This is a genomic window from Streptomyces sp. NBC_01537 (assembly GCF_045040445.1).
Lineage (GTDB): Bacteria > Actinomycetota > Actinomycetes > Streptomycetales > Streptomycetaceae > Actinacidiphila.
Genome location: NZ_CP109392.1, coordinates 4,547,947 through 4,572,498 on the forward strand (window position 1 = coordinate 4,547,947; position 24,552 = coordinate 4,572,498).

Genomic DNA, 24,552 nt, shown 5'->3' on the forward strand with positions numbered 1-24,552 from the left:
TGGGAGCGCTCGTCGCGTGGCTGGGCACGGATGACTCACCGGGGTCGGGCGGGGTAGGTGCCGGTGGTCGGCGAGAGGGACTCATCCGTGGACAGGACAGGAACAGGGGGGCGGGAAACTCAGGCGCCCGGCGCGGGCAGGAGCGGCGGCGAGGACGGGCGGACCAGGGTCACGGTCTTCGTGGCGCTCGCCGCCAACATGGTCATCGCGGTCGCCAAAATCCTGGGCGGTCTGTACTCGGGTTCTCCCGCGCTGCTCTCGGAGGCCGCGCACTCGGTCGCGGACAGCTTCAACGAGGTGTTCCTGCTGGTCGCGCTGCGGCGCAGCAAACGCGCCCCCGACGCGGCCCACCCCTTCGGCTACGGCAAGGAAAGGTACTTCTGGTCCCTGCTGGCGGCGGTCGGCATCTTCGTCATGGGCGGCTGCTTCTCCTTCTTCCAGGGCATCGAGGCCATACGCTCCGGCGGCTCCGAGACGCGTACCGGTTACCTCATGGGGCTCGCGGTGCTCGGCGTCGCGCTGCTCGCCGAAGGCACGTCGCTGGTCAGGGCCCTGCACCAGGTGCACGGTCAGGCCCGGCGGACCGGGCACGGGTTCCTGCGGCAGCTCCGGCGCGGCGAGGACCCCGCCCTGCGTACGGTGCTGGCCGAGGACAGCACGGCGGTACTGGGCGTACTGACCGCCATCGCCGGGCTGAGCCTGCACATGGTCACAGGGAGTGTGCTGTGGGAGGGGTGGGCTTCCCTGGGCATCGGCGCGCTGCTCGTCTACGTCGCCTACGGGCTCGGTCGCGACGCTCGCGAGCAGCTGATCGGCGAGGCGGTGGACCCCGAGCTCCGGCAGGCCATCCTGGCCCACCTGGACGGACAGCCGGAAGTGGACACGGTCACCGCGCTGCTCACGATGCGGCTCGGCCTGGACTCGACCCTGCTGGCGGCGCGGATCGACCTCGTCCCCGGGCTGGACAGCGAGGAGGTCGAGGTGGTCTCCGAGCGGATCAAGGACTCCGTGGAGCAGCGATGGCCGTCCGTGGACCGCGTGTTCCTGGACATCACCGACGCCTCCCAGGAGGACCGGGCCCGCGCCCGGGGCGCACGTCAGCGAGGCGCGACCGGTGACCGGGATTGAGGCCCGGTGCACTGGGCAGGCGTCGGCCAGACCCGTTTGCCCGGATTATCCGGCCTGATCGTGTGGAGGAGAACGCTGTGAGCACAGTGAAGGAATCCATAGACGTCGACGTCCCGCTGCACCGTGCCTACAACCAGTGGACGCAGTTCGAGGACTTCCCGAGCTTCATGGACGGCGTGGAGGAGGTCCGTCAGACCGACGACCGGCACTGCCACTGGACGACGAAGGTCGCGGGTGCACGGCGCGAGTTCGACACCGAGATCGTCGACCAGCTGCCCGATGAGCGGATCTCCTGGCGCACCATGGGCGGTGACGTGCAGCAGAGGGGCGTCGTCACGTTCCAGCAGCTGGATGACGCCCACACCCGGGTCAGCCTGGTCATGGAGCTCGAACCCCGGGGCCTGGCCGAGAAGGCGGGCGCCATGCTGGGCGTTCCCGGCCGGCAGGTGAAGGGCGACCTCAAGCGGTTCAAGGGCTTCATCGAGGGGCGCGGACAGGAGAGCGGCGGCTGGCGTGGCCGGATCACCCCCGGCAGTGCGGGTGCGGGTGCCGGCCCGTCCACGGGAAATGCCCCCAGGGAGACACCGCAGTCCCGCATGACCGATGAAGGAGCGCCGCCCCCGCCCGAGGACACGCGGTTCGGCACTCCCTCGGACCGGGCCCCCGGCTCGCGTCCCGTGGACCCGGACGACACAGGCCATGCGTGACTCTCCGTGATCTGATCTCACAGGGGCCTTGACGAGCCACTGTCGTGGCCGACGGTCGCGGCGCCATTGGGGCGCAGGACGGCTGGGCTGACCGTCTGGTGCCACCTGTTGAGGGTGTGGGCCTGCTCGCGAGCTCGCTCCGCCAGGCGGTCGAGCTCGTCAGGGTCCAGACGGGAGTCGCTGTCGGCGAGGGCGCGAAGCGCCCGCCACAGCGCGGTCTTGCCCTCGACGCCGGTGCGCATCGTCTCCAGCTCGATCAGGTCGCTCAGCGGGGAGCGGTGCATCAGCGTCCCGTTGGGCTTGAGACGGCCGAGCCGTTCGCCCGCGAGGCCGAGCCAGGTGCGGTAGTGGCGTACGGGCACACCGAGGCGGTTCATGATCCGCACGAGGTCGTCCCGGTCCTGCTGAACGTCGCGGGCCAGGCGGCGCAGCTCGGCCGCGCGGTGGCTGTCGGCATGGGTGTCGGCCATGCGGCGGGCGAGCGCGGTGCCTGCGAACGCCCCCGTCAGATGGTCGTTCAGATAGACGTCCAGGGGCTCCGTCAGGAGTTGAGGAGACATGTTGTGTCCTCCGACAAGAGTGGGCCGATCAGGGCCGCCGCGTGGCCGGCTCGGGCAGGGGCGCCGGGCTGCCGTGCGGCGCGGACGTGTTCTTCCATCGTGCCCTGCACCCGCGCCGGGCGCTCGCCTACCAGCGTTGATAAACGGCAGTCCCCGCGTTGTAGCCGCTCACCGTCGGTGTGAGGATGTTAGTGATGCCCTGTGGCGGGTCGAGGTCGGCCGCCATTGCGGTGGTGCGCCGTCCGCCGGCGCCGCCCGTCAGGCGCGGTTCCCCGACAGGTCCTCACACTGCTTGAGCACCTGCGAGCCGATCATGAACGGATCCCGGAAGGAGAAGGACATGGGTGCCGGAAAGAAAGCCAGGAATACGGGCGAGACCCTGAAGGGCAAGGCAAAGGAGGCCACGGGCAAGGCGACGGGTGACAGGGGCCTGGAGGCGGAGGGCAAGGCGGAGCAGATCAAGGGCGACGCCAAGCAGACCGTCGAAAAGGGCAAGGACACCTTCCGCCACTGAACCCACCGAAGGCGGCCGCCTTACCGGGCGGCCCGCGAGGCCGGGTTTGGGCCGGGGCCGTCCGGTAAGGCGGCCAAGAGGAGGATCGCCTACGGAAGGACGGTGTCGGAGCATGTTCACCTCACTCCAGGGCAAGACGGTGGCCTTCCTGGTCGCTCCGGAGGGCGTCGAGCAGATCGAGCTCACCGATCCTTGGCAGGCCGTCCAGGAGGCGGGTGGGACGCCACGGCTGGTGTCCACCCGGAGCGGACGCGTCCAGGCGTTCAACCACCTGGACAAGGCCGACACCTTCGCGGTCGACGAGACCGTGACCGAGGCGTCCCCGGGCGCGTATGACGGCCTCGTGCTGCCGGGCGGGGTGGCCAACCCCGACATCCTGCGCACGGACGACAGGGCCGTCGCCTTCATCCGCGCCTTCTTCGACGCGGGCAAGCCGGTCGCGGCGATCTGCCACGGCCCCTGGCCTCTGATCGAAGCGGAGGCAGTGCGCGACCGCACCCTCACCTCCTGGCCCAGTCTGCGCACCGACATCCGCAACGCGGGCGGCACCTGGGTCGACGAGCAGGTCAGAGTCTGTGACAGGGACAACGCCCCGAACGTCCTGGTCACCAGCCGCATGCCGGACGATCTCAAAGCGTTCGACGAGTCGCTGGTGACCGAATTCGCCAAAGGCCCGAAGCAGTAGCAGACGGCCGAGGGGCGCGTTCTTCCGAAGGGCAGGTGACGGCCGTGGCTGACGCCACTCGCGACCCAGAGGGAGGCCGGGGTCGGCAGGAGACCGCTGAGGAGCGGGCCGATCGGCGCTGGAGCGATCTCCTGCAAGAGCTGCGGGTTGCCCAGACGGGCGTGCAGATCCTTTTCGGGTTCCTGCTCACCGTGGTCTTCCAGGCACGCTTCCCCCAACTGTCAGCCGCCGACCGGAACATCTATGTGGTGACCGTGATCCTGGGCGCCGCCACCACGGGTGCGCTGATCGGGCCGGTGTCCATGCACCGCCTGCTGACCGGCAAGCGGCTGAAGCCCGAGACGGTGGTCTGGGCTTCCCGTCTGACCGTGCTCGGGTTGGTGCTCCTGCTGTGCACCATGGCGTCGTCCCTTCTGCTCATCCTCCGGATCGCCGTGCACGACACGTTCGCCGTGTGGGTGGTCATCGGGATGGTGCTGTGGTTCGCCCTGTGCTGGTTCGCTCTGCCGATATGGGCTCGCCGTGCGCGCCCGTCCAGGCGGTGAACCCGGCTCGGGGGATCTGCGGCTCGTGGCCAGGTTTTGGCCGCGAGCCGGAGGGCACCCGATGACTGCGGCTGAGCGGCCGTGAATGTGCGGGTCCCGGGCGCCGGGTTTCTCCCCCCGGCTCGGCGCCCGGGACAGCGCACATCTCACTGGGGAACGCCGCACCGGTCATCTGGTCCGAAATGTAATGGTTTGCCAAGACAAGGCACAGAAAGCCGGACCCTATGAGGCTTACGCAGATATTGCAGAGTCCCGGCCCCCGTAACGCTTCGGTGGCCCCGCCCGTGGCGGCCGCGCTGGACGCAGTGGAGAACCAGGAGTGGCTGGACGGGGCCGCCGACGTGATGCGGCGCGCCGTACGGGCCCTGCCGCTGGGGCGGGGGCGGGACGTACTGCGAGGGCTGTGGATCGGCCATCCGATGCATCCGGCGCTGGTGCAGGTGCCCATCGGGGCCTGGACATCGGCGGCGGTGCTCGACCTGCTGCCCGGCCAGAGCCGTGCGGCGCGCCTGATGGTCGCCCTTGGCCTGGCCGGCGCCGGGCCGGCGGCGCTGGCCGGGTGGGTGGACTGGGCCGAGCAGCGGCCTCCGCAGGCCCGCGTGGGCCTGGTGCACGCCGCCGCCAACATCACGGCCGTCGCCGCGTACGCGGGCTCGCTCGCCGCCCGGCTCAAAGGCCGCCCGGTCCTCGGACGCTCGCTCGGCTTCACCGGCCTCACCGTCGCCACGGTCGGCGGCATTCTCGGCGGCCACCTCGCATACCGGCAGGCCGCGGGCGTCAACCACGCCGAGGCGGTGCCGCGGCTGGTCGAGCCCGGCTGGCACCGGGTGGGCGCCCTGACCGAGTTCCCCGCCGGGGAACCGGTCCGCCGCATGGCCGACGAGGTCCCCGTGCTGGTGGTCGTGATCCCGGAACCCGACGGCGAGGCGGACCGGGTGCATGTCCTGGCCGACCGCTGCAGCCACCTGTCCGGCCCCCTGTCCGAGGGCAAGATCCTCGACGGGTGCGTCGAGTGCCCCTGGCACGGCAGCCTCTTCCGGCTCTCCGACGGCGCCAACCTCCACGGCCCCGCGACGTCCCCGCAGCCCGCCTTCGACAGCCGCGTCACCGCCGACGGCCAGGTCGAGGTGCGCATTACGCCGCCCCGGTGACGGAGGCGTAGCGGGCCGCCGGCTGCGGGTCTGTTCAGCTGAAGGGAACGGCGTCCTTCGCAGCGGTGTGCCAGTTGGTGACGATCGGGTCCTCGACGGTGATGGTGCCGACCGGCAGGGAAACCGGATTGGCGTCGTCGTCACCGACGGCGACGATGATGGTGTCCAGTTCCTTGCCACCGTTGCCCCCGGTGCTCTTCGGGTTCACCCCGGCGTAGGCGGTGGTGCCACCACTGAGCGTGATCTGCTTGCCGACGGCCTGCTCCGCGGGACCCGCCTCGGTGCCGTCGGATCCGAAGGCCACCGTCGGAAGCGCGGCGGGCAGGACACAGGTGATCCCCGGGTTCGCCTTCGCGATGATCAGGATGTATCCGCCGGCCTGGGTCTCGGACCTGGTGCTCCAGGTGATGTCGTTGGCGCCGCAGCTCTGGCCGACCGGCACCCGCTCACCATTGCCGGTGTCGACGCCGGAGCCAACCCCGTCCTCGGTTCCCTTGCCCGTTGTGTCGGAGCCCTTGGCGGTGCCCTGGCCGCTGCCCGCGGTCGACGAGCCGCTCTTGGTGGCGCCGGTGGTGGCACCACCGGTGGCTCCGGTGGTGGCACCTGTGGTGGCGGAGTCGCTGGTGGCGGGCTTCGGCGAGGTGTCGCTGATGGTGCCGTTCACAGTGCCGTTGCAGGCGGTGAGCAGAGCCATCAGGGCGGCGGCGCCCGTCAGGGCCACGGCGCTCTTGCGGAGGCGAAGGTTCGTGCGACGGTTCGACATGGGGTCCCCCAGTGGTTGTGTTCCGTGTTCTGGTCCGCTGTCCGGCTTTCTGTCGGACACCCCGTTCGATGTGGCCGGCTGAGGGGAAGTTCGGAGATCGCTGTCACGGGCCCGTCGCGGGTCTGTCCCGTTTGTAACGGGGAATGTCACGAGCCCGTGACACTGCACTCGGCCGGTGTGCTCAAATACGCGTGCGGGGGTTCGCGGGAAAGGTGATGAGGCACGGTGGGGTCGGGGGAGCACAAGGCAGTACAGACCGTGGTGTGGCTGCTGATCGCTGTAGTGGCGCTCGTCATGGGGGTGGTGACGGCCTTTGAGGTCCGCGGAGCGCTGGAGCGAGAGCGGGAGTTCCGTGCCGCGCCGGCGTGCGCCTCTGTCCCGGTGAAGGCGTCGGGGTGCCTGTGGGAGCAGAAATTCACCGTACGGAAGGCCGACGCGCACCGCGGCGAGCGGGCGTCGCCGGAGGCGGAGTTGTTGCTGCCATCCGGAAAGCCGTGGGAAGTGACGTTCCAGCAAACCGATCCGGTGGTGTCGGAGATGGAGCCGGGCGACAAGGTCGTCGGCCTGATCTGGCACGGGCATGTCGTCGAGGTACGGGACGCCGGCGGACGGCGGCAGGAGACGTCCTCCGGGCCCCTGGAGTGGCCCGAGGACCGCCTCGGCGGCGCGCTCGCCTGCATCTCGTTCGGCCTTACCGCCCTGGTCGGAGGGCTGTGGCCACTCTTCGTTCCGGGCAACCGGCGCCACGCGGCAGCAGCGGCCACGGTGCGGCGGCACGGCGTCGGCATGGGCGTCGCAGCCATCCTGACGCTCTGGGCGCAGGCGGCCAACGACTGGCCGCTATGGGCGATCCCGGCCATCTGGGGACCGCTCGCGCTGCTCCTCCTGGCCTCCATGGTGGCCTTCGCCATCGCCGCCCTGCGCGGCGACCTGGATGACGACGCCCCGCCCACCCACGTGGTGGGCGGACCGGACGGGACAGCAACGGGGGCAGGGAGCGGTCACTCCTGATCCGGGATGCCGTCCGCCTGCGGCTCCCACATGTCCCCTACGCCGAGCTGTCCTGTGCCGAGTTGCTCCGCGAGGCGCTGTCGGGCCGGAAGGTGACCGACTGGCCCGAGAAGCGGGCGGTGAGGCCGTCGGCGGTGGTGGTGACCGAGCGCAGGTGCAGGCCGTCGGGGATGTTCTGCAGCTGGATCGGCTTCTCGAAGATCTCGTTGAACAGTGCTCGCCCCGCACCGGGCAGTGCGCCGCCCGTCACCTGGAAGTCCGTGAAGGCGACGCGGTTGCCGGAGACCGCGGAGACGGTCGCCGTCACGGTGGTCTCGCCAAGGAGGGGCAGCTGGAGGCTTGCGCTGATCCGGCCGGGACGGGTGCCCTGGGAGACTTCCACGCCGAGGGCGCTGGAGATGTCGGTGTACGACAGGTGGGCGGCCGCTTCGGCGCTGCGGGCCCGCGCCTCGCTGTCGTCGTCGGACTTCCGCAAGTCGTACAACTTGAGGTCGAGTTCGGTCACCGGCAGGGGGCGGGTGGACCCGTCGGCGGGGATGTCGTGCGCGGTGATGTCCACGTGCCGCAGGGTGCCGACCCGATCGTCGCCCTGTCCGCCCTGGGCGGATCCCTGCTGGCCCTCCTGGAACTGCGGTTCGCCCGCCCGGATCTCGACGGCGACGAGGCGGCCGCGAACCTGGCCGAGATGCTGCTGCGCATGCTCGGCGTCCCGCCGGAGGACGCCCACGACGTCGCCCGGCGCCCCCTCCCCGACCTCGGCTGACGAGCGGAGACGCCCCTGGGGTGGCTCAGCCCCGTGGGAGAATCGACAGGGCCCGCCCCTACCCGCGAAGGCCGCCCCTACCCCCTGCACCCGCGAGGATGTGTCGTGTCCAAGCCCGTGGTTCGTGAACCATTGCGAAGCAATTCGCGCTCCAACCGGGCCCGCATCCTCGCCACCGCCCGACAGGAACTCGGCCGGAACCCCGACGTGACCCTGGAGGAGATCGCCCAGGCCGCCGGCGTGGTCCGCCGGACGCTTTTCGGGCATTTTCCAGGGCGAGCGGCCTTGATGGAGGCCCTCGCCGAGGAGGCGTCCGAGGCCCTGCGCGCAGCCGTGTCCCGGCAGCCGGGCGCAGCCGAAACCCCCCAGCGCGCGCTCGCCCACTTCGTCCTGTCGACCTGGTCCGTGGGAGACCGCTACCGGCTGCTCCTCACCCTCGCCCGCCAGGACCTGGGCACGGAACGGGTGTCCGAGGCTCTGACACCTGCCCGCGACGAGGTCGCGGGCATCCTGGAGCGAGGACAGCGCGACGGCGTGTTTCACGACCGGCTGCCGGCGGCAGTGCTCAGCTCCGCCCTGGAAGCCCTGACCATCTCCCTCCTGGAGAGCGTCAACACCGGGACGTGGGAGGACGACGGGACGCGAACCGCCGTCGCCACACTGATCGCGGCGGGCGTACCGGAGAAGGAGGCGTCCGCGGTCGTCGAGGGCATGGCGCCGGAGCTACGGACCGCCGCCGCGGACAGCTGACACCCGCCGACAGCTGACACTCGGGGTCAGCTGAGACCCGGAGTCAGCCTCCGAGCGCCCAGAGCAGGGTGATGGTGCCGGCGCATCCGATGGCGCCGAGGGCGGTTCCGGCAACGGCGGTCCACAGGCGGCCGGCGCCGCGGCGGGCGTGGTGGACGCCCCATGCGCCGAAGGTGACGGCAAGGGCTCCGGCCATGAGCGCCCATGGAAGCGTGACGAACACGAGCGCGGGCACCCATGCGCCCACGGCCGAGAACGCGCCGAGGACGAGTGCGGTGGGGCCCAGCGCGACAGCGGGTGTGTCGCTTCCGTCGGACACGACCAGGTCAGGCATGATCCGTTCCCCCTTTTTTGAACGAGTTCAAAACTACACGCCGATCATACCCGTCCGGGGTCCCTGCGTGAGCGAGTGGGAGTTACTTGCACATCGATGGGCAATAAATTAATCTGCACATCAATGGGCAAACAACTGCCCGCAGTGCCGTGCCCGTGGCTGTGCCCGCGCTGCTCTCCTGCGCCGCTTCACCCTGAGGAGCTTCCGATGCCGCTCTTTGCCAACACACCGGTCGAGAAGATGACCGGGCCGTATCCACGACGCTGGTTCGCCCTGCTGGTGCTCTGCCTGAGCCTGCTGATCGTGGTCATGGCGAACACGTCCCTGATCGTCGCGGCACCGGACATGACCAAGGACCTCGGCCTGAGCAGCAGCGACCTGCAGTGGGTCATCGACGGTTACACCGTCCCGTACGCCGCCCTGATGCTGGTGCTGGGCTCGATCGGCGACAAGTACAGCCGCCGGGGCGCGCTCATCACCGGCCTGGTGATCTTCGCGGGCGGTTCGGTGATGGGCAGCCTGGTCGACCGGACAGCACTGGTCATCGCCGCCCGCGCGATCATGGGCGTCGGCGCCGCCGTCGTCATGCCGGCCACGCTGTCCCTGCTGGTCGCGATCTTCCCGCGGGCCGAGCGCGCCAAGGCCATCACCGCCTGGACCGCCACCTCCGGCCTGGCCATCGCCGTCGGCCCCCTGGTCGCCGGCTGGCTGCTGGAGGACCACGCCTGGGGCTCCACCTTCCTGATCAACGTCCCCATCGCCGTCGTCGCCGCCATCGGCGCGCTGGCCCTGGTCCCGCCGTCCAAGGCACAGGGCACCGGCCGCATCGACTACGTGGGCGGCCTGCTGTCCATCGTCTCCGTCGGCAGCCTGGTCTACGCGACCATCGAGGGCCCGCACTTCGGATGGGGCGCCGGCCCGGTCACCGCCGCCGTGGTCGCGGGCGTCGGCCTACTGGCCTTCGTGGCCTGGGAGCTGCGCCACCCGCAGCCCATGCTGGACGTGCGCAAGTTCCGGCAGCGCCCCTTCAGCGGCTCCATGCTCGCCGTGCTGTTCTTCTTCTTCGGCACCTTCGGCTCGATCTACTACGCCACCCAGTTCCTGCAGTTCGTCCTCGGCTACAACGCCCTGGAGACCGGCATACGGCTGCTTCCCCTGGCCGGGGCCGTCTTCGTCGGCGCCGCCCTCACCGGCAAGCTGACCCCGAAGGTGGGCATGAAGCCGATGGTGACGGCGGGCATGGCGATCGGCACCGTGGGCGTGTTCCTGCTCACCCAGGTCGACAAGAGCTCGACATACACCGACTTCCTGCCCACCCTGCTGCTCCTGGGCTTCGCGATCGGCCTGAGCGTCTCCCCGGCCACCGACACCATCATGGGCTCCTTCCCGGAGAGCGAACTGGGCGTCGGCGGCGGCGCCAACGACACCGCCCTGGAACTCGGCGGCTCCCTGGGCATCGCGGTGCTGGGCTCGCTGCTGGGCACCGCCTACCGCGACAAGCTGGCCGACCTCGTCGGCGGCCACCTCCCGGCCGCCGCACTGGACACCGCCAAGGACTCCGTCGGCGGCGGCCTTGCCGTCGCCGAGCAGATCGCCAAGAACCCCTCCGGCGGACTCCAGCAGGCCCAGGCCCTCACAGACGCCGTCCACCAGGCCTTCGCCCACGGCGTCGTCCAGACCAGCCTCGTCGGCGGCATCATCATGGCCGCCGGAACCCTCGTCGTCCTCGCCGTCCTGCCCGGCAGCCGGGGTGCCGCAAAGCCCGGCCCGGAGGAGCCGGCGGAAGCCACGGAAGCCGACCGGGACGAGGCGTACGCCGACTCCGTCCAGTGACGCCACGGTGGCCGCCGCCCCGCGGAGCCCCCGAAGCTCACGCCACCGGCACAGCCCGGCTCCACAGCTCCTCGGCGTGCTCCGCGAACCGGTCGAACATGCCCCCGGCGCTCTGGCGGCGCAGATGCAGCAGCGGCGAGTCGTGACCCACCAGCCGGGCCAGGTGCGGCGTCACGAGCGCGTCCCGGTCGAACCGGAACACCGACAGGGAAACGTGGTTCACGGCGTCCTCAACACTGCTGTAGCGCACTTCCAGCCCCGGCAGATGGCCGAGCCGCTCCAGATGTTCCAGCGAGATCCGGATGCGGGTGGACACGCTCAGCGCCACGTCCTCGATCGTCTCGCGCTGCCGTGTGACCTCCCCGGCGGGATCCCCCAGCAGGAACCGGACCCGGCATCCAGACTCGGCCTTGCGGCGGACCGTCTCGGAGAACTGGGGGAGCTGGGTCCAGAAGAAGTAATTCGTGTACCCGGCCAGGAACAGTTCCTCGCCGCTGTTCTCGACAAGCTCAGCCCACACCGTGGAAGGACAGGCAGACCGGTATGGGTATGAGTGGACCAGCTCACGGTCGTTGCCGGTCTTGATCCGGTCCTTCACTGCCCGGGGCCACAACATCTCTTCATCGACTCCCAACGCCCGGCAGGCGTCCTCACGATTGCTTGCCCGTGCCGATGGACCCAGCGGAAGCAGCGGCGTAATCCTGGGCTGATTCTGACCAGTATCAGCTGCAGGAGGGTGGGTCGTCGGAGTCCTGATCTCCTATGAGTTCTTGCTCAAGGTCCCGTAGGCGCTGCGGGCTGACCTGTGGGGGCGCCCAGCTGTTGCTACGCGCGTGGTCGACGAAGTCGGGCGGGAGCTGCAAGTGGTGCTGCTCGATGTAGTGGACCAGGTCGCTGTGCCAGAACCATGTGCCGTCGGTCAGCAGCGCCCAACTGCCCAGCGACGGGGCGCCTGCTGCAAGGCGGCACCTGGCTGCGGAGGCGGTGGCCACCAGGACTGTCCCCGCGTGCAGATAGGAGACGAGAGCGGGGTCGTCCTCGCCGGGGTGGGCCCGCAGGAACGGCAGTACGCTCGGGGCCCGTTCCTCACCAGGCACCAGTTCGCGGTAGTAGCCCAGGGTCCGGGCCACGTCTGCGCCTACGCCGAGCTGCTGGGCGGCCACCGGAACAAGGGTCAGAGTGGTGATCGGCAGCGGCGGGCAGACCTTCGGAGGCTGGGTGAGCGCGGCCAGTTCGGCAGAGGGTGTCTGGTGGGAGGCGAGAGCAGTGACGTATTCGCGGGCCTGACCGATGCTCATCCCCGGTGCCTGTCGGCGCAGTTCCCGCATCGCCGCCACGGTGCCTTGGGCGTCCAGGACGGTGCGGACCATGCCGGCGACCGGGTCTGGGCGTGAGAGGCCTTTCACGTCGTACCGGTAGAGGTCCTGCCATGCGTCGCTCACATAGGTCGTGACCGGGATCAGGTGCAAGCTGCCGTCCACCGCATCAACCAGGAACGGGCCCAGGCCGCCCAGCATGTGCCCCGGGTCGCGAGTGCGGATGTACTCGGCCGATTGGCAGAAGACCAACCAGCCCAGCGGGTGCTCCTCCGTGCCGGACACCTGCAGGTCCTGCGTCCACCGATGTGCCCGCTCCTCCAGCACCCGCTCGCGCGCAAGCCAGGCCTCAACCACACCCACCGCAGCATCCCGCTCGAACCTCACGGGACGGATCATCCACACTTGCCACCTGATCTGGCCAGCGAAATTCTCTGCGTTCTTCGCGCGGGCGCTCAGTGCCGCCCGCGTCTACGAGTGAACCCGTGCCCGCCCGCCGCGTGCCCGTACGGAGGGCACGGCACGGGGAACAGCGGGAAATCACGGCGAAGAGACCACTCCTGCGCAGGCCGACGGAGGCCCAGGCCAGCAGCAAGGTGCGTAGGGTGTCTTCCGAACTGGTGCTGTACACCAGGACAGGCCGTAACCAGCAGCGAGTTAGAACCCAATGTCGCAGGCCTCGTAGCTGTGGAGGCCGATCGGCAGGAGGGGTTTCACCAATGCTTGGAGATACCACGACACATCGGTGAATGCCGGCGCATCGGGGAGGCTTCGCCGGTTGATGGTCGGGCTGAAGGCGCACCGCGTACGACCTGGGAAGAAGAGAAGCTGACCGCCCGTTTCGGCCTCCGCGTGGTAGACGCAGACACCAACGTGGCATCCCAGGTTCTCGGGCGCGTCCAGCAGCGTGAACACCTCCGCCGCGCGGTCGAGGTTCGTAGACTGCCAGTCGTATGCGTCGTCGTCGTTTACCACATACGAGATGCCGAGGGGCTCCTTCAACGACCACCCTCCGTCGGCCAGAGCGCCAACCGCACCACGTACCGTCACCTCACGCCTAAAGGTGAAGTCGATGTCAGAGGTTCTGGACGACATGACGGCTCCTGCGAAAACACAATCAGTGGCTTCACATCGTCTCCGATGACGAAGAGGGCTGTCGATCGACTTGCCACCCTGACTCCGGTCCCACCGGCGTACACCCTCGGCATGCTGCCCTGTGTCGACCGGGCGGAAGCTGTCCGATCTGTTCCGGCAAGCAGGAGAGAGGGACATCATCCAAGCGACGTCAGACCCCACTCGACCTGCCCAAGTGCTCGTGCCAGATCCGTGCCAGAAGCCGGGTCCCGTTCAGGCCGCTTCCTGTGCCCGGCGCGGCGTGAAGCGAACGATGACCTCGCCGCGTTCGGGGGCAACGTGGATGTCCAGGTCGGACTCCATCGCCTGAGCCAGCCGCGAGAGCAGCGGCAGTGTCGGGGTGGTGCCACCCAGCTCTATGCGCGAGATCCCGGGTTGAGTCATGCCCGCCCGACGGGCGAGCTCACTTTGCGAAATGCCTAGTTGCCGACGCCTCTCGCGTACTCCGTCAGCCAGACGTTGCGCATAGTCCACCGCGCGCCCCTACGCGGCGTGCTTGTCGAAGGACACAGCAGTGCCACCCGACGGAGCCAGGTGCACATCAACGCCCACCTCCAGGGCCGCAGCCAGCCGGGCCAGCAAGTCCGAAGTGACCGGCAGCGCTCCTCCGACCTCAATGCTGTCGACCTCGTCGGCCGAGGTACCGAGTCGGCGCGCCAAATCCTCCTGGGAAAAGCCCAGTTCGGTACGCCGGTCATAGACGAGCTGGCCGAGCGCCATGGCAAGCCGGATCTGCTCGCGCTCCACTGTCGCCTCGGGGGGGTCGGTGTACCCCTCAGCCAGCTGCCGCTCACGGGCCAGCTTCCAGCGTGCGTGGGTCATCGTTCCTCCTCGGGTGCTTCTCGACTGTACGTGTCGTGGGCAGCCGGATGCTCCGCCTCACGCAGTTGCTTAGCCTGCCTGGCCCGCTTCACCTCGACGTCCTCGCACTCCCAGATATATTTGCCTAAGTCAAGCAGTCATTTTAGTTGCGTGAGTTAAGTAAGTCTGCCAACATTGACCTCAGGTGATCCCCAGCGGCTCACAGCCCGAACCCACCCTTCCGGAAGGAAACCCCCATGAACGCGACCAGCATGGACGAGGCGCCCCGGAGCCTGGCAGCTCCCGGTCCGCTGGCCGCTTTCGCGCGGTTCGTCCTGTGCGGCGGAGGGGTCGGGGTCGCCTCCAGCCCCGCCGTGGCGCTGCTGGCCACGCTGATGCCGTGGGCAATGGCGAACGCGCTGATCACCATCGCCTCGACCATCCTCTGCACGGAGCTACACGCCCGCTTCACCTTCGGGTCCGGGCAGCGCGCCGGATGGCGCCAGCACTGGCAGTCCGCGGGGTCGGCCACGGCCGCCTACGCTGTGACCTGCACAGCGATGTTCATACTCCACACAGTCCAGCCCTCGCCCGGAATGCTGCGTGAGCAAGTCGTCTACCTCAGCGCCTCCGCGCTCGCCGGAATCGGACGCTTCCTGGTACTGCGCCTGTTCGTCTTCGCCGGCGACCGGACCCAGCGCACGACGGAGCAGGCGCCCATCCCGGTCAGCCCCGGCAGCAGGCGGGCGCTGAACCATCTCCCGCGCCCGATGACCCTCGCCGGCCAGTACTGACAGACCAGAACGGAGCAGTCGACGTGAGCGACTCACAGGCAGGCACGGCGACCGACGTGCTCGAGCGGGTACGACGGCACCGACGTCACACGCTGGAACTGCTCACCGTCTGCGCTGTCGGGCTCGTCCCGTGGACGGTCGTGCTGGCGCTGACGCTGCCGTCCGAGTACAAGGTCCACCAGTGGCGCGCGAGCTGGGTCGGATTCGACGTCCTGCTCGTGATCGCGATGGCGTCCACCGCGATCCTCGGCTGGCTGCGGCACCGGGCCGTCATCGTGTCGGGACTCGCGATGGCGGTGCTGCTGATCTGCGACGCGTGGTTCGACGTGTCGCTCGCCTTCGGCACCTCGGAGGTCTGGCTGTCGGCGGCGCTCGCGGTGTTCGTCGAACTGCCGCTGGCCGCCTTCCTCATCCACCGGGTGATGGGGATGATCTCGTTGGCGCAGTGGCCGTCCGCGGAGGCCGCCACCAGCAGCGACAAGTAGCCGACCCCGGCCCGGCACTACCCGGATTCCCGAACGATCACCCGCGCCGGTTCGGGGGTGGTGTCGGCGGCCGGCAGGCCGAGTGCTTTGCGCGCGGCGATTCGGCCGATGGCCTCCGCATCAATGTGCACGGTGGTCAAGGCGGGAGAGAACAGTGCTCCGTGCGGGGTGTCGTCGAATCCGATGACGGCGAGGTCCGCGGGCGCCCGCAGACCGATGCGTCGCATCGCGGCGAGCGTCACGAGTGCGAGGTCGTCGTTGTAGGCCACGACGGCGGTCACTTCCGGATGTTCGGCGCGGAAGGACCGTAGCCGTTCCTCGGCGGGGCCGAGGCTGCTGGGAAGGACGAGTGTCGGGCAGCCGTCCAGGCCTGCGGTGTGGGCGGCCTGGCGGATGAGTCGCTCTCGTAGGCCGGCGAGGGCCTGGAGTTCAGGGGTGTCCGGCAGGACGGTGGCGATGTGCCGGTGGCCTCGGTCGACGAGGTGGCGGACCGGGACGTCGGCCTGTGCGGAGAAGGCGTCGAGGGAGGTGTGGGTGTCGGTGGCGAGCGCGTCCGCGTGGCCGGCGTTGCTCAGGTCGATCACGGCTCGGGCGGAGACGGCCTGGGCCACGTCGGAGAGTGCCTGGGAGGAGAGGTGGCCGTGAAGCACGAGGAGCACGTGGTTGTGCGAGGCGAGCTCGGCGTCGAGGCCGTGGATGTAGCCGCCGAGGCTGCTGCCGGTGGGGATTCCCTCGACGTTGAGCAGGACGATGCGGGACGCCCCTTTGCGCAATGCCTGCGCCGATCCGTTGGGGACGTAGCCGAGCGCGCGAGCGGCCTGCTGTACGCGCTCCCGCGTCTCCTGGGAGACGTGCCCGGCCGCGTCGTTGAGGACGAAACTCACCGTGGTCTGCGAGACGCCACTGGCCCGGGCGACGTCTTTGGCCGTCGCGCGCGTGGACCTGCTCACTCGCTCGCTCCTGCGGTCCGGTCTGGGGCTTGTGCGGTGTGGGTGCGCTGGTTACAGTACCGCAGGCACGTGGTAATACGATTTACCACCGGAAAGGGCGCGCCTCCATGAAGCTCGACCTGGTCGACCCGGAGCTGCGCCGCAGCGTCGCGCGGATGCCGCGACTGCCGATCCGTGGGAAGTGGGGACGGCGCGTCGTGCGCGCCCTGGTCCGCCGGCGCGGGCTGGGGAAGCCGGTCGAGGGCGTCGACGTCAGCAACCTCGACGAAGGTCAGGGCATACGCCTGTACACCCCTGCGGGTGGCGGTTCGGGCGCGGCACTGCTGTGGGTGCACGGCGGTGGCTACGTCATCGGCGATGTCGTCCAGGACGACGCCTTCTGCTCCGCGACAGCGCATGAACTCGGCATCGTCGTCGTCTCGACGAACTACCGCCTTGCCCCTGAACACCCCTTCCCGGCCCCTCTCGACGACGTCCTGGACGCCTGGCAGTGGTTGCAGAAGGCGGCCGGGACCCTCGGGGTCGACCCGGAGCGCATCGCCGTCGGGGGGTCGAGCGCCGGCGCGGGTCTGGCCGCCTGCCTGGCGCAGCGGCTGCACGATGCCGGCGGGGTCCAGCCGGTCGGGCAGTGGCTGTTCTCCCCGATGCTCGACGACCGCACCGCCGCACGCCGCGAACTCGACCAGCTGCAACACCGGGTGTGGAGCAACACCGCGAACCGGACCGGATGGGCCGCCTACCTCGGCACCGAGCCCGGCGGCCCGCACACCCCCGACCGCGCGGCCGCCGCCCGGCGCGCCGACCTGCGCGGACTGCCGCCGGCCTGGATCAGCGTGGGCGACATCGACCTGTTCGCCGACGAGTGCCGCGCCTACGCCGACCGCCTGCGCGACGCGGGCGTGGGCTGCGCCTTCGACCTCGTCCCCGGCGGTCCCCACGGCTTCGAGGTATGGGCACCCGAGACGCGCGTGGCCCGCGCACTGCTGGAGCGCGGCCGCGCCTGGCTGGGCGCACGGCTGACCGCCTGACCGCCTGAGCGCCTGACCGTCGCGATCACTGTCGAGCAGCGGCCTGTACGGGGGCCGGGCGGACCAGGCGGCCGCGGGAGATGAGGGACGCGGCCTGTTTGAGGCGGCGGACCCTGATGCTGACGTCGTAGGCGTCGATGCCGGGGATGGCGGCGACCCGGGTGGTCAGGTAGCGGTAGAAGTCCTCCGCGTCGCGGCAGATGACGATGGCCATCACGTTGTGCCGGCCGCTGGTGGCACCGGCGAAGGCGACTTCGTCGTGGCGGGCGAGTTCTTCCCCGATGCGCTGGAGGTGGGCGGGGGAGACGCGCAGCCAGAGGGTGGCGTTGAGGTGGTAACCGAGACGTTCGGGGAGCGAGTCGACGTCATAGGAGAGGGTGCCGGAGGTCTCCAGGGCTTCGAGGCGGCGGGCGACACGGGCCTTGGACCAGCCGGTGAGTGCGGCGAGCTCGGTGTGGGTGGTGCGGCCGTCCTGGGCGAGGGCATCCAGCAGCGGGGCGTCCTCTTCGGCCGGGGGCAGCAGAGGGCCGGTGGGGGCGGCGGGCCGGTCGCCGGTGAGCTGCCGCACCTGCTCGGGGGTGAGGCGGCCGCCCTGGCTGGTCCAGCCCACGGTGCCGGGGTCGCCGAACGGATGGATGAGCAGGTCGATGCTCAGGTCGAGGACGGAGGCCGACTTGGGCAGCTGCCGGAGCAGCATGTCGTCGCGCTCCGCCTCGACCGGTGAGCTGATGACGCAGATGATCTCGGAGCCGCCGGAGGCGAGGTTGGCGTAGGCGATGTCGGGCCGCCGGACGAGTGCGTCGGCGAGCGGGCCGACGCGGTCCGGACGGCAGCGGATGCGGGCGACCCACTGCGCCTGTCCGTACACGCTGGGGTTGACCAGGCCCGCCACGCGCACCACCCCGCTGCGGCGCAGGGCGTGGTAGCGGCGGGCCGCGGTCTGCTCCGAGACGCCGACCACCTCACCGATGCGCCGGAACGGGGCACGCGGTGCGCACAGCAATGCGTGGAGGATCTTCATGTCGATGTCGTCAGCCACGGAGGAAGTATGCCACCTGGAGAGGATCAGGTGGCGGTTCGTGTTCAGTGTGAGTTGATTCGTTGGTGGTTGTTGCGGGCATCACCGATGCTGCACTGCGGGGTTAGTCGATCCGAGCCACTGGAGAACTTGCATGAACGTCACGACCGCGGCGAGCGGGCCGACCGACCGGCGCGCGGCCACGCTCGTCATGGCCTGCCTGGGCGTTTTCGTCGCCTACTTGCCGGTCACCACCGTCGCGGCGAGCCTGCCCGCCATCCAGGCGGCTCTGGGTGCGTCGACCGCCCAACTGTCCTGGGTCTCGGACGCGTTCGTCCTGCCCATGGCCGCACTCATCCTGACCGCCGGTGTCTTCGGCGACGTCCACGGGCGCAAGAAGGTGTTCCAGGCCGGCCTGGCCTTCTGCGCCATCGGTGCCGGCGTCGCCCTCTGCGCCCAGTCGGTCCAGGTCCTCTGGGCCGGCCAGGCCGTCGCGGGTCTCGGCGCGGCCGCACTGCTGCCCACCACGCTGGCGCTGATCAGCCACGCGGTCCCGGACCACCGGGAGCGCGGCAGGTTCATCGGCCTGTGGGCGACCTCCCTGCTGATGTCGCTGGCCGTCGGCCCGCTGATCGCCGGGGTGCTCCTGGACCACTTCGCCTGGCGCTGGATCTACCTGCTGCCCGTCCCCGTGTCCCTCGTCGCCATGGTCTTCGCCGCACGGCTGCTGACCGACTCGCGCGCCGCGCACGGGCGCCGACTGGACTGGCCCGGCCAGATCACCGCCGCACTGGCGATCACCGCCGTGGTGTACGGCGTCATCGAAGGCGGCGCCGGCTCCTTCACGGACACCAAGGTGCTGGTGGCACTGGTCACGGCCGCTGTCAGTGCCGTCGCCTTCGTCCTGGCCGAGCGGCGCAGTGAGAGCCCGATGCTGGACCTGGCCCTGTTCCGCAGCCCGGCCTTCACCGCCACCACCCTCGTGGCGATGATCAGCTTCCTGGGGCTGATCGGCTTCTTCTTCGTCCTCAGCCTCTACTTCGGCATGGTGCAGCAGCTCGACACCCTCCAGGCGGGCTGGCGTCTGCTGATGGTCACCCTGACGGCGATCGTGGTCGGTCAGCCGGTCGGGCGTCTCATGCACCGGGTTTCCGCTCGCGTCCTGATCACCGGCGGCCTGATCGTCGTCTCGGGCTCGCTGTTCTCGCTGATACCCCTCGACGCCGACACCTCCTTCGGTTCCGTGGCCTGGCGGCTGGCCCTGCTGGGCCTGGGCATGGGCACCGTCATCGTCCCCATGACAGCCACCGCCGTGGCCTCCGTGCCGTATCAGCTGGCCGGTATGGCGGCTGCCGGCAACAACGCCTTCCGCCAGGTCGGCGGCGCCCTGGGCCCGGCCGTCCTCGGCGCGCTGCTCACCACCAGGGCCGTCGACACGCTTCCCGGTCATCTCGCCGACGCCGGGCTGACAGGCGGGACGCAGCAGACCATCGTGTCCGCCGCGGACGCGGGCGGACTGGGCGCGGTCGCCCAGCTGAACCTGGGCGCGGACACCGGGCGGGTCCTTGCCGCGGTGGGCGATTCCTTCCTCGACGGCCTCCGCCTCTGCCTGATCGTGGCCGCCGCCCTGACCCTGCTCGCCGCCGTGGTCTCCGCCGTCCTGCTGCGCCGCCCCCGGGAGGCACCTGATCGCCCGATCGCCGGCTCATCCCTACGGCAGGACAGCCGGCGCACGGCGGGCGATCTCGTCCGGTGAGGCATCGACGGACAGCGTGACGCCCCTCGTCCGCGTCCAGCGGGTCTCACAGGGGCTGTTCCTCCACCACGGGTGGGCCCGGCCCTCGCCAGGCCCCCGGGCGGCGTCGAGCCGCCCGGGGGCCTCATGCGCTACGGCGTCACCACCGTGCCGCCGAAGGTGACGGCGAGGTGGCCGTCCGAGGCGAAGGACCAGCCCAGGGCCCCGGAGTAGGAGGAGCACCGGGATCCGTTGGAGCCGGTCCAGAACTGGTTGGAGCTGTCGGCGTCACCGACGGTCTTGTCGTTGGACCCGTCGACGGCGAACCGGCACGAGGTGTTGGTCCGGAACACCGAAGTACCGGCGTCGAAGGAGAAGTTGCGCTCGGCGTTGTCGATGCTGACGTTGTTCGAGATGGTCATCGTGCCGGGGTTGCTGTTGTAGGTGAACCCGTGATGGCCGTTGCCGTAGGCGATGCTGTGCTGGACGACGTGGTTGACCGCGATGTCGTCGCCGCCGAGCTTGTAGCCGTTGCGGTCGCCGTTGGCGTTGACGGTGCCGTCGCTCAGGGTGCCGTTGTTGTAGGAGAGGGAGTACTCGATGGTCACCGGGCCGATGGCGCCCGTGTCGGTCTTGGTGTAGAGGTCCCAGCCGTCGTCGATGTTGTTGTGGGAGACGGCGTAGCGGAAGACGTTCCCGGTGCCGGTGGTGAGCTTCGCGGCGAAGCCGTCGGCGTCCTCGCCGTCGGAGTCGGCGTTGTCGTGCGACTCCGCGCTCAGGATCAGGTTGTTGGACGGCCACTGGCTGCTCGGGGTGCTGGAGGCGATCCGGCCGAGCTGCAGCCCCGTGTCGCGGTTGTACGCCGTCACCGTGCGCTCGATGACGTTGTTGCTGCCGCCCACGTAGATCCCGTTGTCGCCCGCGTGCTCGACGGTGAGGCCGTAGACGTGCCAGTAGGAGGCGTTCAGCTGGAGCCCGCGGTTCGACGAACTCTCGCTCTGGGCCGAGAAGTTCAGCACCGGGGTCTCGCCCGGGTAGGCGGACAGCGTGGTGCGGGCACTGGAGGTGCCGTCGGTGCCGGCCGGGATGGTGACCGTCGACGAGTAGGCGTAGGTCCCGCCGCGCAGGTAGATCGTGCCGCCGGAGGTGATGCGGCTGATCGCCGAGGTGAGCGTGGTCGGGGCCGACTCCGTTCCGGCCGCGCTGTCGGTGCCGCTCGGCGACACGTACAGCACGGTGCCTGTCGCCGCTGCGGAGACGTCCGCGTCGAGGTAGTCGACGTTGGGCAGGCCGGCGGCGGTGGTCGGGTTGAGCCGGATGGTGTTGCTGCCCGCGCTCACCGGCACCGTCAGCGTCTTCGTCGCCCACGTCGACCAGGCGCCGGTGGCCTCGAACGAGGCCGAGGTCGCCGCCGAGCCGTTCACCGTGACGTCGGCGGGCCGTGCGGTGGTGGTCCCGTTGGCGAAGCGGACGTTCAGTGTCGCCGTGCCCGCGGTGGCGGCGGTCACGGTGAACTGCGCGTAGGCGCCGGACGCGTTGGTGCCGTTGCAGAATCCGCTGCCGGAGTAGCCCGTCCAGTCGGAGTCGATGGTGCCGGTGCAGACCGCCGGGGAGCTCTCGGCCTCGTAGCGGACGGACGCGGCCTGCGCCGCGTTGCCGGAGAGCGCGACGAGCGCGCCTGCCAGCAGGCTGACACACGTAATGACGGGTCTCGCTTGCATCGTGGTGCCTCCAGGTCGGTGGATCGCCGTGTCTGGTTGGCAGGTCTGATCTGTCCGAGTGCGTGAACAGGGCCCCCTGTCGTACCTGGCATACACAGACGGAAAGCGCTTTCTCCGACGCTAGGGAGCGACCATGGGCACGTCAATATCCACGTACGTAATTTTTGTTCACGAGTATGAATGGCGGGCGTTACATAGTGCCCAGGGCGGCGATCAGCTGATCCAACGTCAGATCCTCGGCGTCCTTGAAGGACTCCCAGCGTTCGAAGAGAGCCGAAGACGCCCTGACGAGGTCGTCGGAGAGACCCGCCGCGGCGCACGCCTCGGCGATCTCTCCCATTTCAGGCGCCCACCGCCACGCACGCGGTCCCGCGCTCAGCAACTGCTCGGCCTGCCCGAGCGGCGTGCGCGGCAGCTTGTCATGGGCCAACGCGAGCAGTTCCTCAAGCACCCCGTGCCCGTCCGCCAGTGCGCATGCCTGGGCCGCCAGCGCGTAGGTGAGCTTGTTGTACGAGGCGAACGCCAGCTTCAGAGCCGAGGCGCGACCCACACCGCCACTCATCACGACCGGCTCCAGGAAGGTGCCGTCGAACACCGTGCGTACCCGGTCCACCGCCGCGTGCGGCCCCGACAGATACAGCCGCGCCGCGCCGGAGGACCGGGGCGGCGGCCCCACGATCCCGCCGTCCACAACCGTGGCCCCGGCGGCGCCGACCAGATCGGCGATCTGGAGGGCATGCTGCGGGCTGATCGCGTTCGCCTCCGCGTAGACGCCGGTGAACCCCGACGCCGCGACCCGCTCGGCGACGTCCAGCGCCGCGGCGGGCGGGCACACGCTGATGATCAGCCAGCAGGAATCGGCCAACTCCCCGAGGCCCGCCGCGGCACGCAGTCCGGCCGATTCCGCCCGCCGCCGCGTCGCCTCTCCCCGGCCCTGCGGCAACCACAGGACGGGCGTGCCGGATGCCACGATCTGCCGCCCCACCTCGGCGCCCATCGAGCCCGGATGAAGTATCCCGACACCCTGATCCATCATGTGCCCGATCATATTCAGCAGTCCTGACCTGGGACGCCCTGTTACCGTCCCACGGTGTTCTCCCTCCACGAGCCCGCCCTGTTCACCCGGCTGCGCGACGCCCGGCGCGTGCTCATCGCCGGTGCCGGCGGCGGCTTCGACGTCTACGCCGGACTCCCGCTGGCCCTCGCCCTGCGCGCGTCGGGAAAGGAGGTCCATCTGGCCAACCTCTCCTTCGCCGACCTGTACGGCCTGGACCTGGACGTATGGCTGGACCACGACGTCGCCGCCATCCGCCCGGACACCACCGCCCGAGGCGACTACTTCCCCGAACGCACCCTCGCCCAGTGGCTCGAACTGCAGGGCCTGCCCTCGACCGTGTACGCCCTCAGCCGCACCGGCGTGCAGCCGCTGCGCGCCGCCTACCGGGCACTGCTCGACCACCTCGGCGGCACCGACCCCGTCGACGCGATCGTCCTGGTCGACGGCGGAACCGACATCCTCATGCGCGGCGACGAGAACGGACTCGGCACCCCCGAGGAGGACATGGCCAGCCTCGCCGCCGTCAACGGGCTGCACGAGGTCCCGCACCGGCTCGTGGCCTGCCTCGGCTTCGGCATCGACGCCTACCACGGCGTCAACCACGCCCTCGTCCTGGAGAACCTCGCCGCCCTGGAACGCGACGGCGCCTACCTCGGAGCGTTCTCCCTCCCCCGGACCTCCCGCGAGGGCGCGCTCTACCTGGAAGCGGTGGCCCACGCCCACGCCTGCACCCCGGACCACCCCAGCATCGTCAACGGCTCCATAGCCGCCGCCGTACGGGGCGACTTCGGCAACGTGCAGTTCACCGAACGCACCAAACACAGCGAGCTGTTCGTCAACCCCCTGATGTCCCTGTACTTCTGCGTGGACGCCCCCGGCCTGGCCCGCCGCAACCTCTACCTCGACCGGCTGGAACAGACCCATCTCACCCGGCAGATCAGCACCATCATCGAGGAATTCCGCGACGAACTGCCCCGCCAGCGCCCGCCACGCACCATCCCGCACTGATCGCTCTCCTCCGGGCCGGCCACTCGACCGGCCGGCATCTTCTTGAGTCATGCGGGCAGGCGCCCTGTGAGGACGCGGCTCCGGCCCCCGGCAGCGTCGCAAGCCACCGCCTCCCCGGGAGGCACCCTGATGCGCATCAGCGCGGGAACTCTCGATGCGCTCCTTGCCGGGCATGATCCTGTTGCCCGTCGGCTCGGCACGCATTCGACGACAGGCAGTACTCATGTACGTGCTACTCCTCCCCGCCCTGACCCCCTTCGTCCTGCTCGGCACCGTCATGGGCCTGGCCTGGTTGGAGGACCACATCCTCCCCCAGACCGAACCGACCCCAATCACCCCCGAGGCACCACGCAGACCCATCCCGGGCCCTGCCGCTACCGCTGCCACTACCACTACCGCTGCCGCGCCCGGTCGACGTCCTCCCCGCCTCGCCGCACCCGGGCCCCGTAGGCCCCGCGTATCTCAAGGCGTATGAACGAGACCAGCGAAATGGGAGAGCCATGAGCCTCGGAGCGAAGTTCAAGAACAACACGCAGGTGGTCAAGGGCAGGATCAAGGAAGGCTTCGGCCGTGCCACCGGAAACCAGCGGCTGAAGAGGGAAGGCAGGGCCGGCCGGGTCATGGGAAGCCTGAAGCAGTCCGGAGAGAAGGCCAAGGCCGCTTTCAAGCGGTGACGCGGTGCGCGAAAACGCTCGGCGATCAGCTCGGCTGCCATGACGACGGTGAGGTTGGTGGCGACCGACGGGGCGTCCGGCAGCGCA

Annotated in this window: 27 protein-coding genes and 2 pseudogenes; 16 read left to right on the forward strand and 13 right to left on the reverse strand. The window is 69.9% G+C overall.

Going from position 1 to position 24,552, the window contains the following annotated elements:
* The first annotated feature begins 87 nt into the window (after positions 1-87).
* Both OG607_RS20870 and OG607_RS20875 read left to right on the forward strand, forming a co-directional pair.
* Positions 88-1,128, forward strand: coding sequence for a cation diffusion facilitator family transporter (locus OG607_RS20870; RefSeq protein WP_405725373.1), 1,041 nt, complete (start codon positions 88-90; stop codon positions 1,126-1,128).
* A 77-nt stretch (positions 1,129-1,205) separates the two neighbouring features.
* Positions 1,206-1,673 (forward strand): annotated as a pseudogene (locus tag OG607_RS20875) (SRPBCC family protein); the annotation flags it as partial.
* 179 nt (positions 1,674-1,852) lie between these two features.
* Here the strand turns inward: OG607_RS20875 and OG607_RS20880 are convergent.
* Entirely contained in the window at positions 1,853-2,395 is a 543-nt protein-coding gene (locus tag OG607_RS20880) for a hypothetical protein (RefSeq protein WP_405725376.1), read from the reverse strand.
* Positions 2,396-2,735: 340 nt separating this feature from the next.
* On the opposite strand from OG607_RS20880, the gene OG607_RS20885 reads away from it, so the two are divergent.
* The 4 genes from OG607_RS20885 (at position 2,736) to OG607_RS20900 (ending at position 5,290) form a co-directional block, all read left to right on the forward strand.
* A complete protein-coding gene (locus OG607_RS20885; RefSeq protein ID WP_405725379.1) occupies positions 2,736-2,909 on the forward strand; it encodes a CsbD family protein in 174 nt (57 codons plus the stop codon).
* A gap of 112 nt (positions 2,910-3,021) precedes the next feature.
* Positions 3,022-3,594 carry a type 1 glutamine amidotransferase domain-containing protein gene (locus OG607_RS20890; protein WP_405725382.1) on the forward strand — a complete coding sequence of 191 codons (573 nt, stop codon included), beginning with the start codon at positions 3,022-3,024 and terminating at the stop codon, positions 3,592-3,594.
* A 44-nt stretch (positions 3,595-3,638) separates the two neighbouring features.
* Complete coding sequence (locus OG607_RS20895) at positions 3,639-4,139, forward strand: DUF6328 family protein (protein WP_405725385.1); 501 nt, start codon at positions 3,639-3,641, stop codon at positions 4,137-4,139.
* Positions 4,140-4,483: 344 nt separating this feature from the next.
* Entirely contained in the window at positions 4,484-5,290 is an 807-nt protein-coding gene (locus OG607_RS20900; RefSeq protein WP_405736938.1) for a Rieske 2Fe-2S domain-containing protein, read from the forward strand.
* A gap of 34 nt (positions 5,291-5,324) precedes the next feature.
* Here OG607_RS20900 and OG607_RS20905 read toward each other — a convergent pair whose 3' ends face one another.
* Complete coding sequence (locus tag OG607_RS20905; protein ID WP_405725388.1) at positions 5,325-6,053, reverse strand: DUF4232 domain-containing protein; 729 nt, start codon at positions 6,051-6,053, stop codon at positions 5,325-5,327.
* 225 nt (positions 6,054-6,278) lie between these two features.
* On the opposite strand from OG607_RS20905, the gene OG607_RS20910 reads away from it, so the two are divergent.
* Complete coding sequence (locus tag OG607_RS20910; protein ID WP_405725391.1) at positions 6,279-7,064, forward strand: hypothetical protein; 786 nt, start codon at positions 6,279-6,281, stop codon at positions 7,062-7,064.
* Positions 7,065-7,101: 37 nt separating this feature from the next.
* On the opposite strand, the gene OG607_RS20915 is transcribed toward OG607_RS20910, so the two are convergent.
* Positions 7,102-7,623 carry an LmeA family phospholipid-binding protein gene (locus OG607_RS20915; RefSeq protein WP_405725394.1) on the reverse strand — a complete coding sequence of 174 codons (522 nt, stop codon included), beginning with the start codon at positions 7,621-7,623 and terminating at the stop codon, positions 7,102-7,104.
* A 15-nt stretch (positions 7,624-7,638) separates the two neighbouring features.
* Here OG607_RS20915 and OG607_RS20920 point away from each other — a divergent pair.
* A pseudogene (locus tag OG607_RS20920) lies at positions 7,639-7,827 on the forward strand (TetR/AcrR family transcriptional regulator); the annotation flags it as partial.
* A gap of 105 nt (positions 7,828-7,932) precedes the next feature.
* Complete coding sequence (locus tag OG607_RS20925) at positions 7,933-8,577, forward strand: TetR/AcrR family transcriptional regulator (RefSeq protein ID WP_405725397.1); 645 nt, start codon at positions 7,933-7,935, stop codon at positions 8,575-8,577.
* A gap of 43 nt (positions 8,578-8,620) precedes the next feature.
* On the opposite strand, the gene OG607_RS20930 is transcribed toward OG607_RS20925, so the two are convergent.
* On the reverse strand, positions 8,621-8,911 hold the full coding sequence (locus OG607_RS20930) for a hypothetical protein (RefSeq protein ID WP_405725400.1): 291 nt from the start codon (positions 8,909-8,911) through the stop codon (positions 8,621-8,623).
* A gap of 207 nt (positions 8,912-9,118) precedes the next feature.
* Here OG607_RS20930 and OG607_RS20935 point away from each other — a divergent pair, with 207 nt between their 5' ends.
* The gene (locus OG607_RS20935; protein WP_405725403.1) at positions 9,119-10,744 is read left to right on the forward strand and encodes an MFS transporter; all 1,626 of its coding nucleotides are present in this window, start codon (positions 9,119-9,121) and stop codon (positions 10,742-10,744) included.
* A gap of 37 nt (positions 10,745-10,781) precedes the next feature.
* Here the strand turns inward: OG607_RS20935 and OG607_RS20940 are convergent, their stop codons facing one another.
* The 5 genes from OG607_RS20940 to OG607_RS20960 all read right to left on the reverse strand — a co-directional run bounded on the left by OG607_RS20940 (position 10,782) and on the right by OG607_RS20960 (position 14,016).
* Positions 10,782-11,360 (reverse strand): DUF5919 domain-containing protein, encoded by a 579-nt coding sequence (locus OG607_RS20940; protein ID WP_405725406.1) that lies wholly within the window; start codon positions 11,358-11,360, stop codon positions 10,782-10,784.
* Between the two features lie 106 nt (positions 11,361-11,466).
* Entirely contained in the window at positions 11,467-12,423 is a 957-nt protein-coding gene (locus tag OG607_RS20945) for a YrhB domain-containing protein (protein ID WP_405725409.1), read from the reverse strand.
* 294 nt (positions 12,424-12,717) lie between these two features.
* Positions 12,718-13,155: a hypothetical protein gene (locus tag OG607_RS20950; RefSeq protein WP_405725412.1), complete on the reverse strand. Its 438-nt coding sequence runs from the start codon at positions 13,153-13,155 to the stop codon at positions 12,718-12,720.
* Positions 13,156-13,407: 252 nt separating this feature from the next.
* Positions 13,408-13,668, reverse strand: a complete 261-nt coding sequence (locus OG607_RS20955) for a helix-turn-helix domain-containing protein (protein WP_405725415.1) — start codon at positions 13,666-13,668, stop codon at positions 13,408-13,410.
* 9 nt (positions 13,669-13,677) lie between these two features.
* Positions 13,678-14,016, reverse strand: coding sequence for a helix-turn-helix domain-containing protein (locus tag OG607_RS20960; RefSeq protein WP_405725418.1), 339 nt, complete (start codon positions 14,014-14,016; stop codon positions 13,678-13,680).
* A gap of 236 nt (positions 14,017-14,252) precedes the next feature.
* Here OG607_RS20960 and OG607_RS20965 point away from each other — a divergent pair, with 236 nt between their 5' ends.
* Positions 14,253-14,789, forward strand: a complete 537-nt coding sequence (locus tag OG607_RS20965) for a GtrA family protein (protein ID WP_405725421.1) — start codon at positions 14,253-14,255, stop codon at positions 14,787-14,789.
* A 23-nt stretch (positions 14,790-14,812) separates the two neighbouring features.
* The gene (locus OG607_RS20970; protein WP_405725424.1) at positions 14,813-15,274 is read left to right on the forward strand and encodes a hypothetical protein; all 462 of its coding nucleotides are present in this window, start codon (positions 14,813-14,815) and stop codon (positions 15,272-15,274) included.
* Positions 15,275-15,291: 17 nt separating this feature from the next.
* On the opposite strand, the gene OG607_RS20975 is transcribed toward OG607_RS20970, so the two are convergent.
* Positions 15,292-16,224 (reverse strand): LacI family DNA-binding transcriptional regulator, encoded by a 933-nt coding sequence (locus OG607_RS20975; protein ID WP_405725427.1) that lies wholly within the window; start codon positions 16,222-16,224, stop codon positions 15,292-15,294.
* Positions 16,225-16,331: 107 nt separating this feature from the next.
* Between OG607_RS20975 and OG607_RS20980 the strand changes: the two genes are divergently transcribed.
* Positions 16,332-17,252 (forward strand): alpha/beta hydrolase, encoded by a 921-nt coding sequence (locus OG607_RS20980; RefSeq protein ID WP_405725430.1) that lies wholly within the window; start codon positions 16,332-16,334, stop codon positions 17,250-17,252.
* 25 nt (positions 17,253-17,277) lie between these two features.
* Here the strand turns inward: OG607_RS20980 and OG607_RS20985 are convergent, their stop codons facing one another.
* Complete coding sequence (locus OG607_RS20985) at positions 17,278-18,273, reverse strand: Lrp/AsnC family transcriptional regulator (RefSeq protein ID WP_405736941.1); 996 nt, start codon at positions 18,271-18,273, stop codon at positions 17,278-17,280.
* 151 nt (positions 18,274-18,424) lie between these two features.
* Here OG607_RS20985 and OG607_RS20990 point away from each other — a divergent pair, with 151 nt between their 5' ends.
* The gene (locus OG607_RS20990) at positions 18,425-20,026 is read left to right on the forward strand and encodes an MFS transporter (RefSeq protein WP_405725433.1); all 1,602 of its coding nucleotides are present in this window, start codon (positions 18,425-18,427) and stop codon (positions 20,024-20,026) included.
* Positions 20,027-20,157: 131 nt separating this feature from the next.
* Here the strand turns inward: OG607_RS20990 and OG607_RS20995 are convergent, their stop codons facing one another.
* Positions 20,158-21,726: a carbohydrate-binding protein gene (locus OG607_RS20995; protein ID WP_405725436.1), complete on the reverse strand. Its 1,569-nt coding sequence runs from the start codon at positions 21,724-21,726 to the stop codon at positions 20,158-20,160.
* 190 nt (positions 21,727-21,916) lie between these two features.
* The gene (locus OG607_RS21000; RefSeq protein WP_405725439.1) at positions 21,917-22,762 is read right to left on the reverse strand and encodes a DUF1932 domain-containing protein; all 846 of its coding nucleotides are present in this window, start codon (positions 22,760-22,762) and stop codon (positions 21,917-21,919) included.
* Between the two features lie 54 nt (positions 22,763-22,816).
* Between OG607_RS21000 and OG607_RS21005 the strand changes: the two genes are divergently transcribed.
* Both OG607_RS21005 and OG607_RS21010 read left to right on the forward strand, forming a co-directional pair.
* Positions 22,817-23,791 carry a DUF1152 domain-containing protein gene (locus OG607_RS21005; protein ID WP_405725442.1) on the forward strand — a complete coding sequence of 325 codons (975 nt, stop codon included), beginning with the start codon at positions 22,817-22,819 and terminating at the stop codon, positions 23,789-23,791.
* Positions 23,792-24,291: 500 nt separating this feature from the next.
* Positions 24,292-24,465, forward strand: coding sequence for a CsbD family protein (locus OG607_RS21010; protein WP_405725445.1), 174 nt, complete (start codon positions 24,292-24,294; stop codon positions 24,463-24,465).
* Positions 24,466-24,552: the final 87 nt, after the last annotated feature.

Excerpts from the sequence above, each read along its gene's own strand:
- OG607_RS20880 (WP_405725376.1), bottom strand. The coding sequence starts at position 2,395 with ATGTCTCCTCAACTCCTGACGGAGCCCCTGGACGTCTATCTGAACGAC.
- OG607_RS20885 (WP_405725379.1), top strand. The coding sequence starts at position 2,736 with ATGGGTGCCGGAAAGAAAGCCAGGAATACGGGCGAGACCCTGAAGGGC.
- OG607_RS20890 (WP_405725382.1), top strand. The coding sequence starts at position 3,022 with ATGTTCACCTCACTCCAGGGCAAGACGGTGGCCTTCCTGGTCGCTCCG.
- OG607_RS20900 (WP_405736938.1), top strand. The coding sequence starts at position 4,484 with ATGCGGCGCGCCGTACGGGCCCTGCCGCTGGGGCGGGGGCGGGACGTA.
- OG607_RS20905 (WP_405725388.1), bottom strand. The coding sequence starts at position 6,053 with ATGTCGAACCGTCGCACGAACCTTCGCCTCCGCAAGAGCGCCGTGGCC.
- OG607_RS20930 (WP_405725400.1), bottom strand. The coding sequence starts at position 8,911 with ATGCCTGACCTGGTCGTGTCCGACGGAAGCGACACACCCGCTGTCGCG.
- OG607_RS20935 (WP_405725403.1), top strand. The coding sequence starts at position 9,119 with ATGCCGCTCTTTGCCAACACACCGGTCGAGAAGATGACCGGGCCGTAT.
- OG607_RS20940 (WP_405725406.1), bottom strand. The coding sequence starts at position 11,360 with ATGTTGTGGCCCCGGGCAGTGAAGGACCGGATCAAGACCGGCAACGAC.
- OG607_RS20950 (WP_405725412.1), bottom strand. The coding sequence starts at position 13,155 with ATGTCGTCCAGAACCTCTGACATCGACTTCACCTTTAGGCGTGAGGTG.
- OG607_RS20960 (WP_405725418.1), bottom strand. The coding sequence starts at position 14,016 with ATGACCCACGCACGCTGGAAGCTGGCCCGTGAGCGGCAGCTGGCTGAG.
- OG607_RS20965 (WP_405725421.1), top strand. The coding sequence starts at position 14,253 with ATGAACGCGACCAGCATGGACGAGGCGCCCCGGAGCCTGGCAGCTCCC.
- OG607_RS20980 (WP_405725430.1), top strand. The coding sequence starts at position 16,332 with ATGAAGCTCGACCTGGTCGACCCGGAGCTGCGCCGCAGCGTCGCGCGG.
- OG607_RS20985 (WP_405736941.1), bottom strand. The coding sequence starts at position 18,273 with ATGAAGATCCTCCACGCATTGCTGTGCGCACCGCGTGCCCCGTTCCGG.
- OG607_RS20990 (WP_405725433.1), top strand. The coding sequence starts at position 18,425 with ATGAACGTCACGACCGCGGCGAGCGGGCCGACCGACCGGCGCGCGGCC.
- OG607_RS20995 (WP_405725436.1), bottom strand. The coding sequence starts at position 21,726 with ATGCAAGCGAGACCCGTCATTACGTGTGTCAGCCTGCTGGCAGGCGCG.
- OG607_RS21000 (WP_405725439.1), bottom strand. The coding sequence starts at position 22,762 with ATGATGGATCAGGGTGTCGGGATACTTCATCCGGGCTCGATGGGCGCC.
- OG607_RS21010 (WP_405725445.1), top strand. The coding sequence starts at position 24,292 with ATGAGCCTCGGAGCGAAGTTCAAGAACAACACGCAGGTGGTCAAGGGC.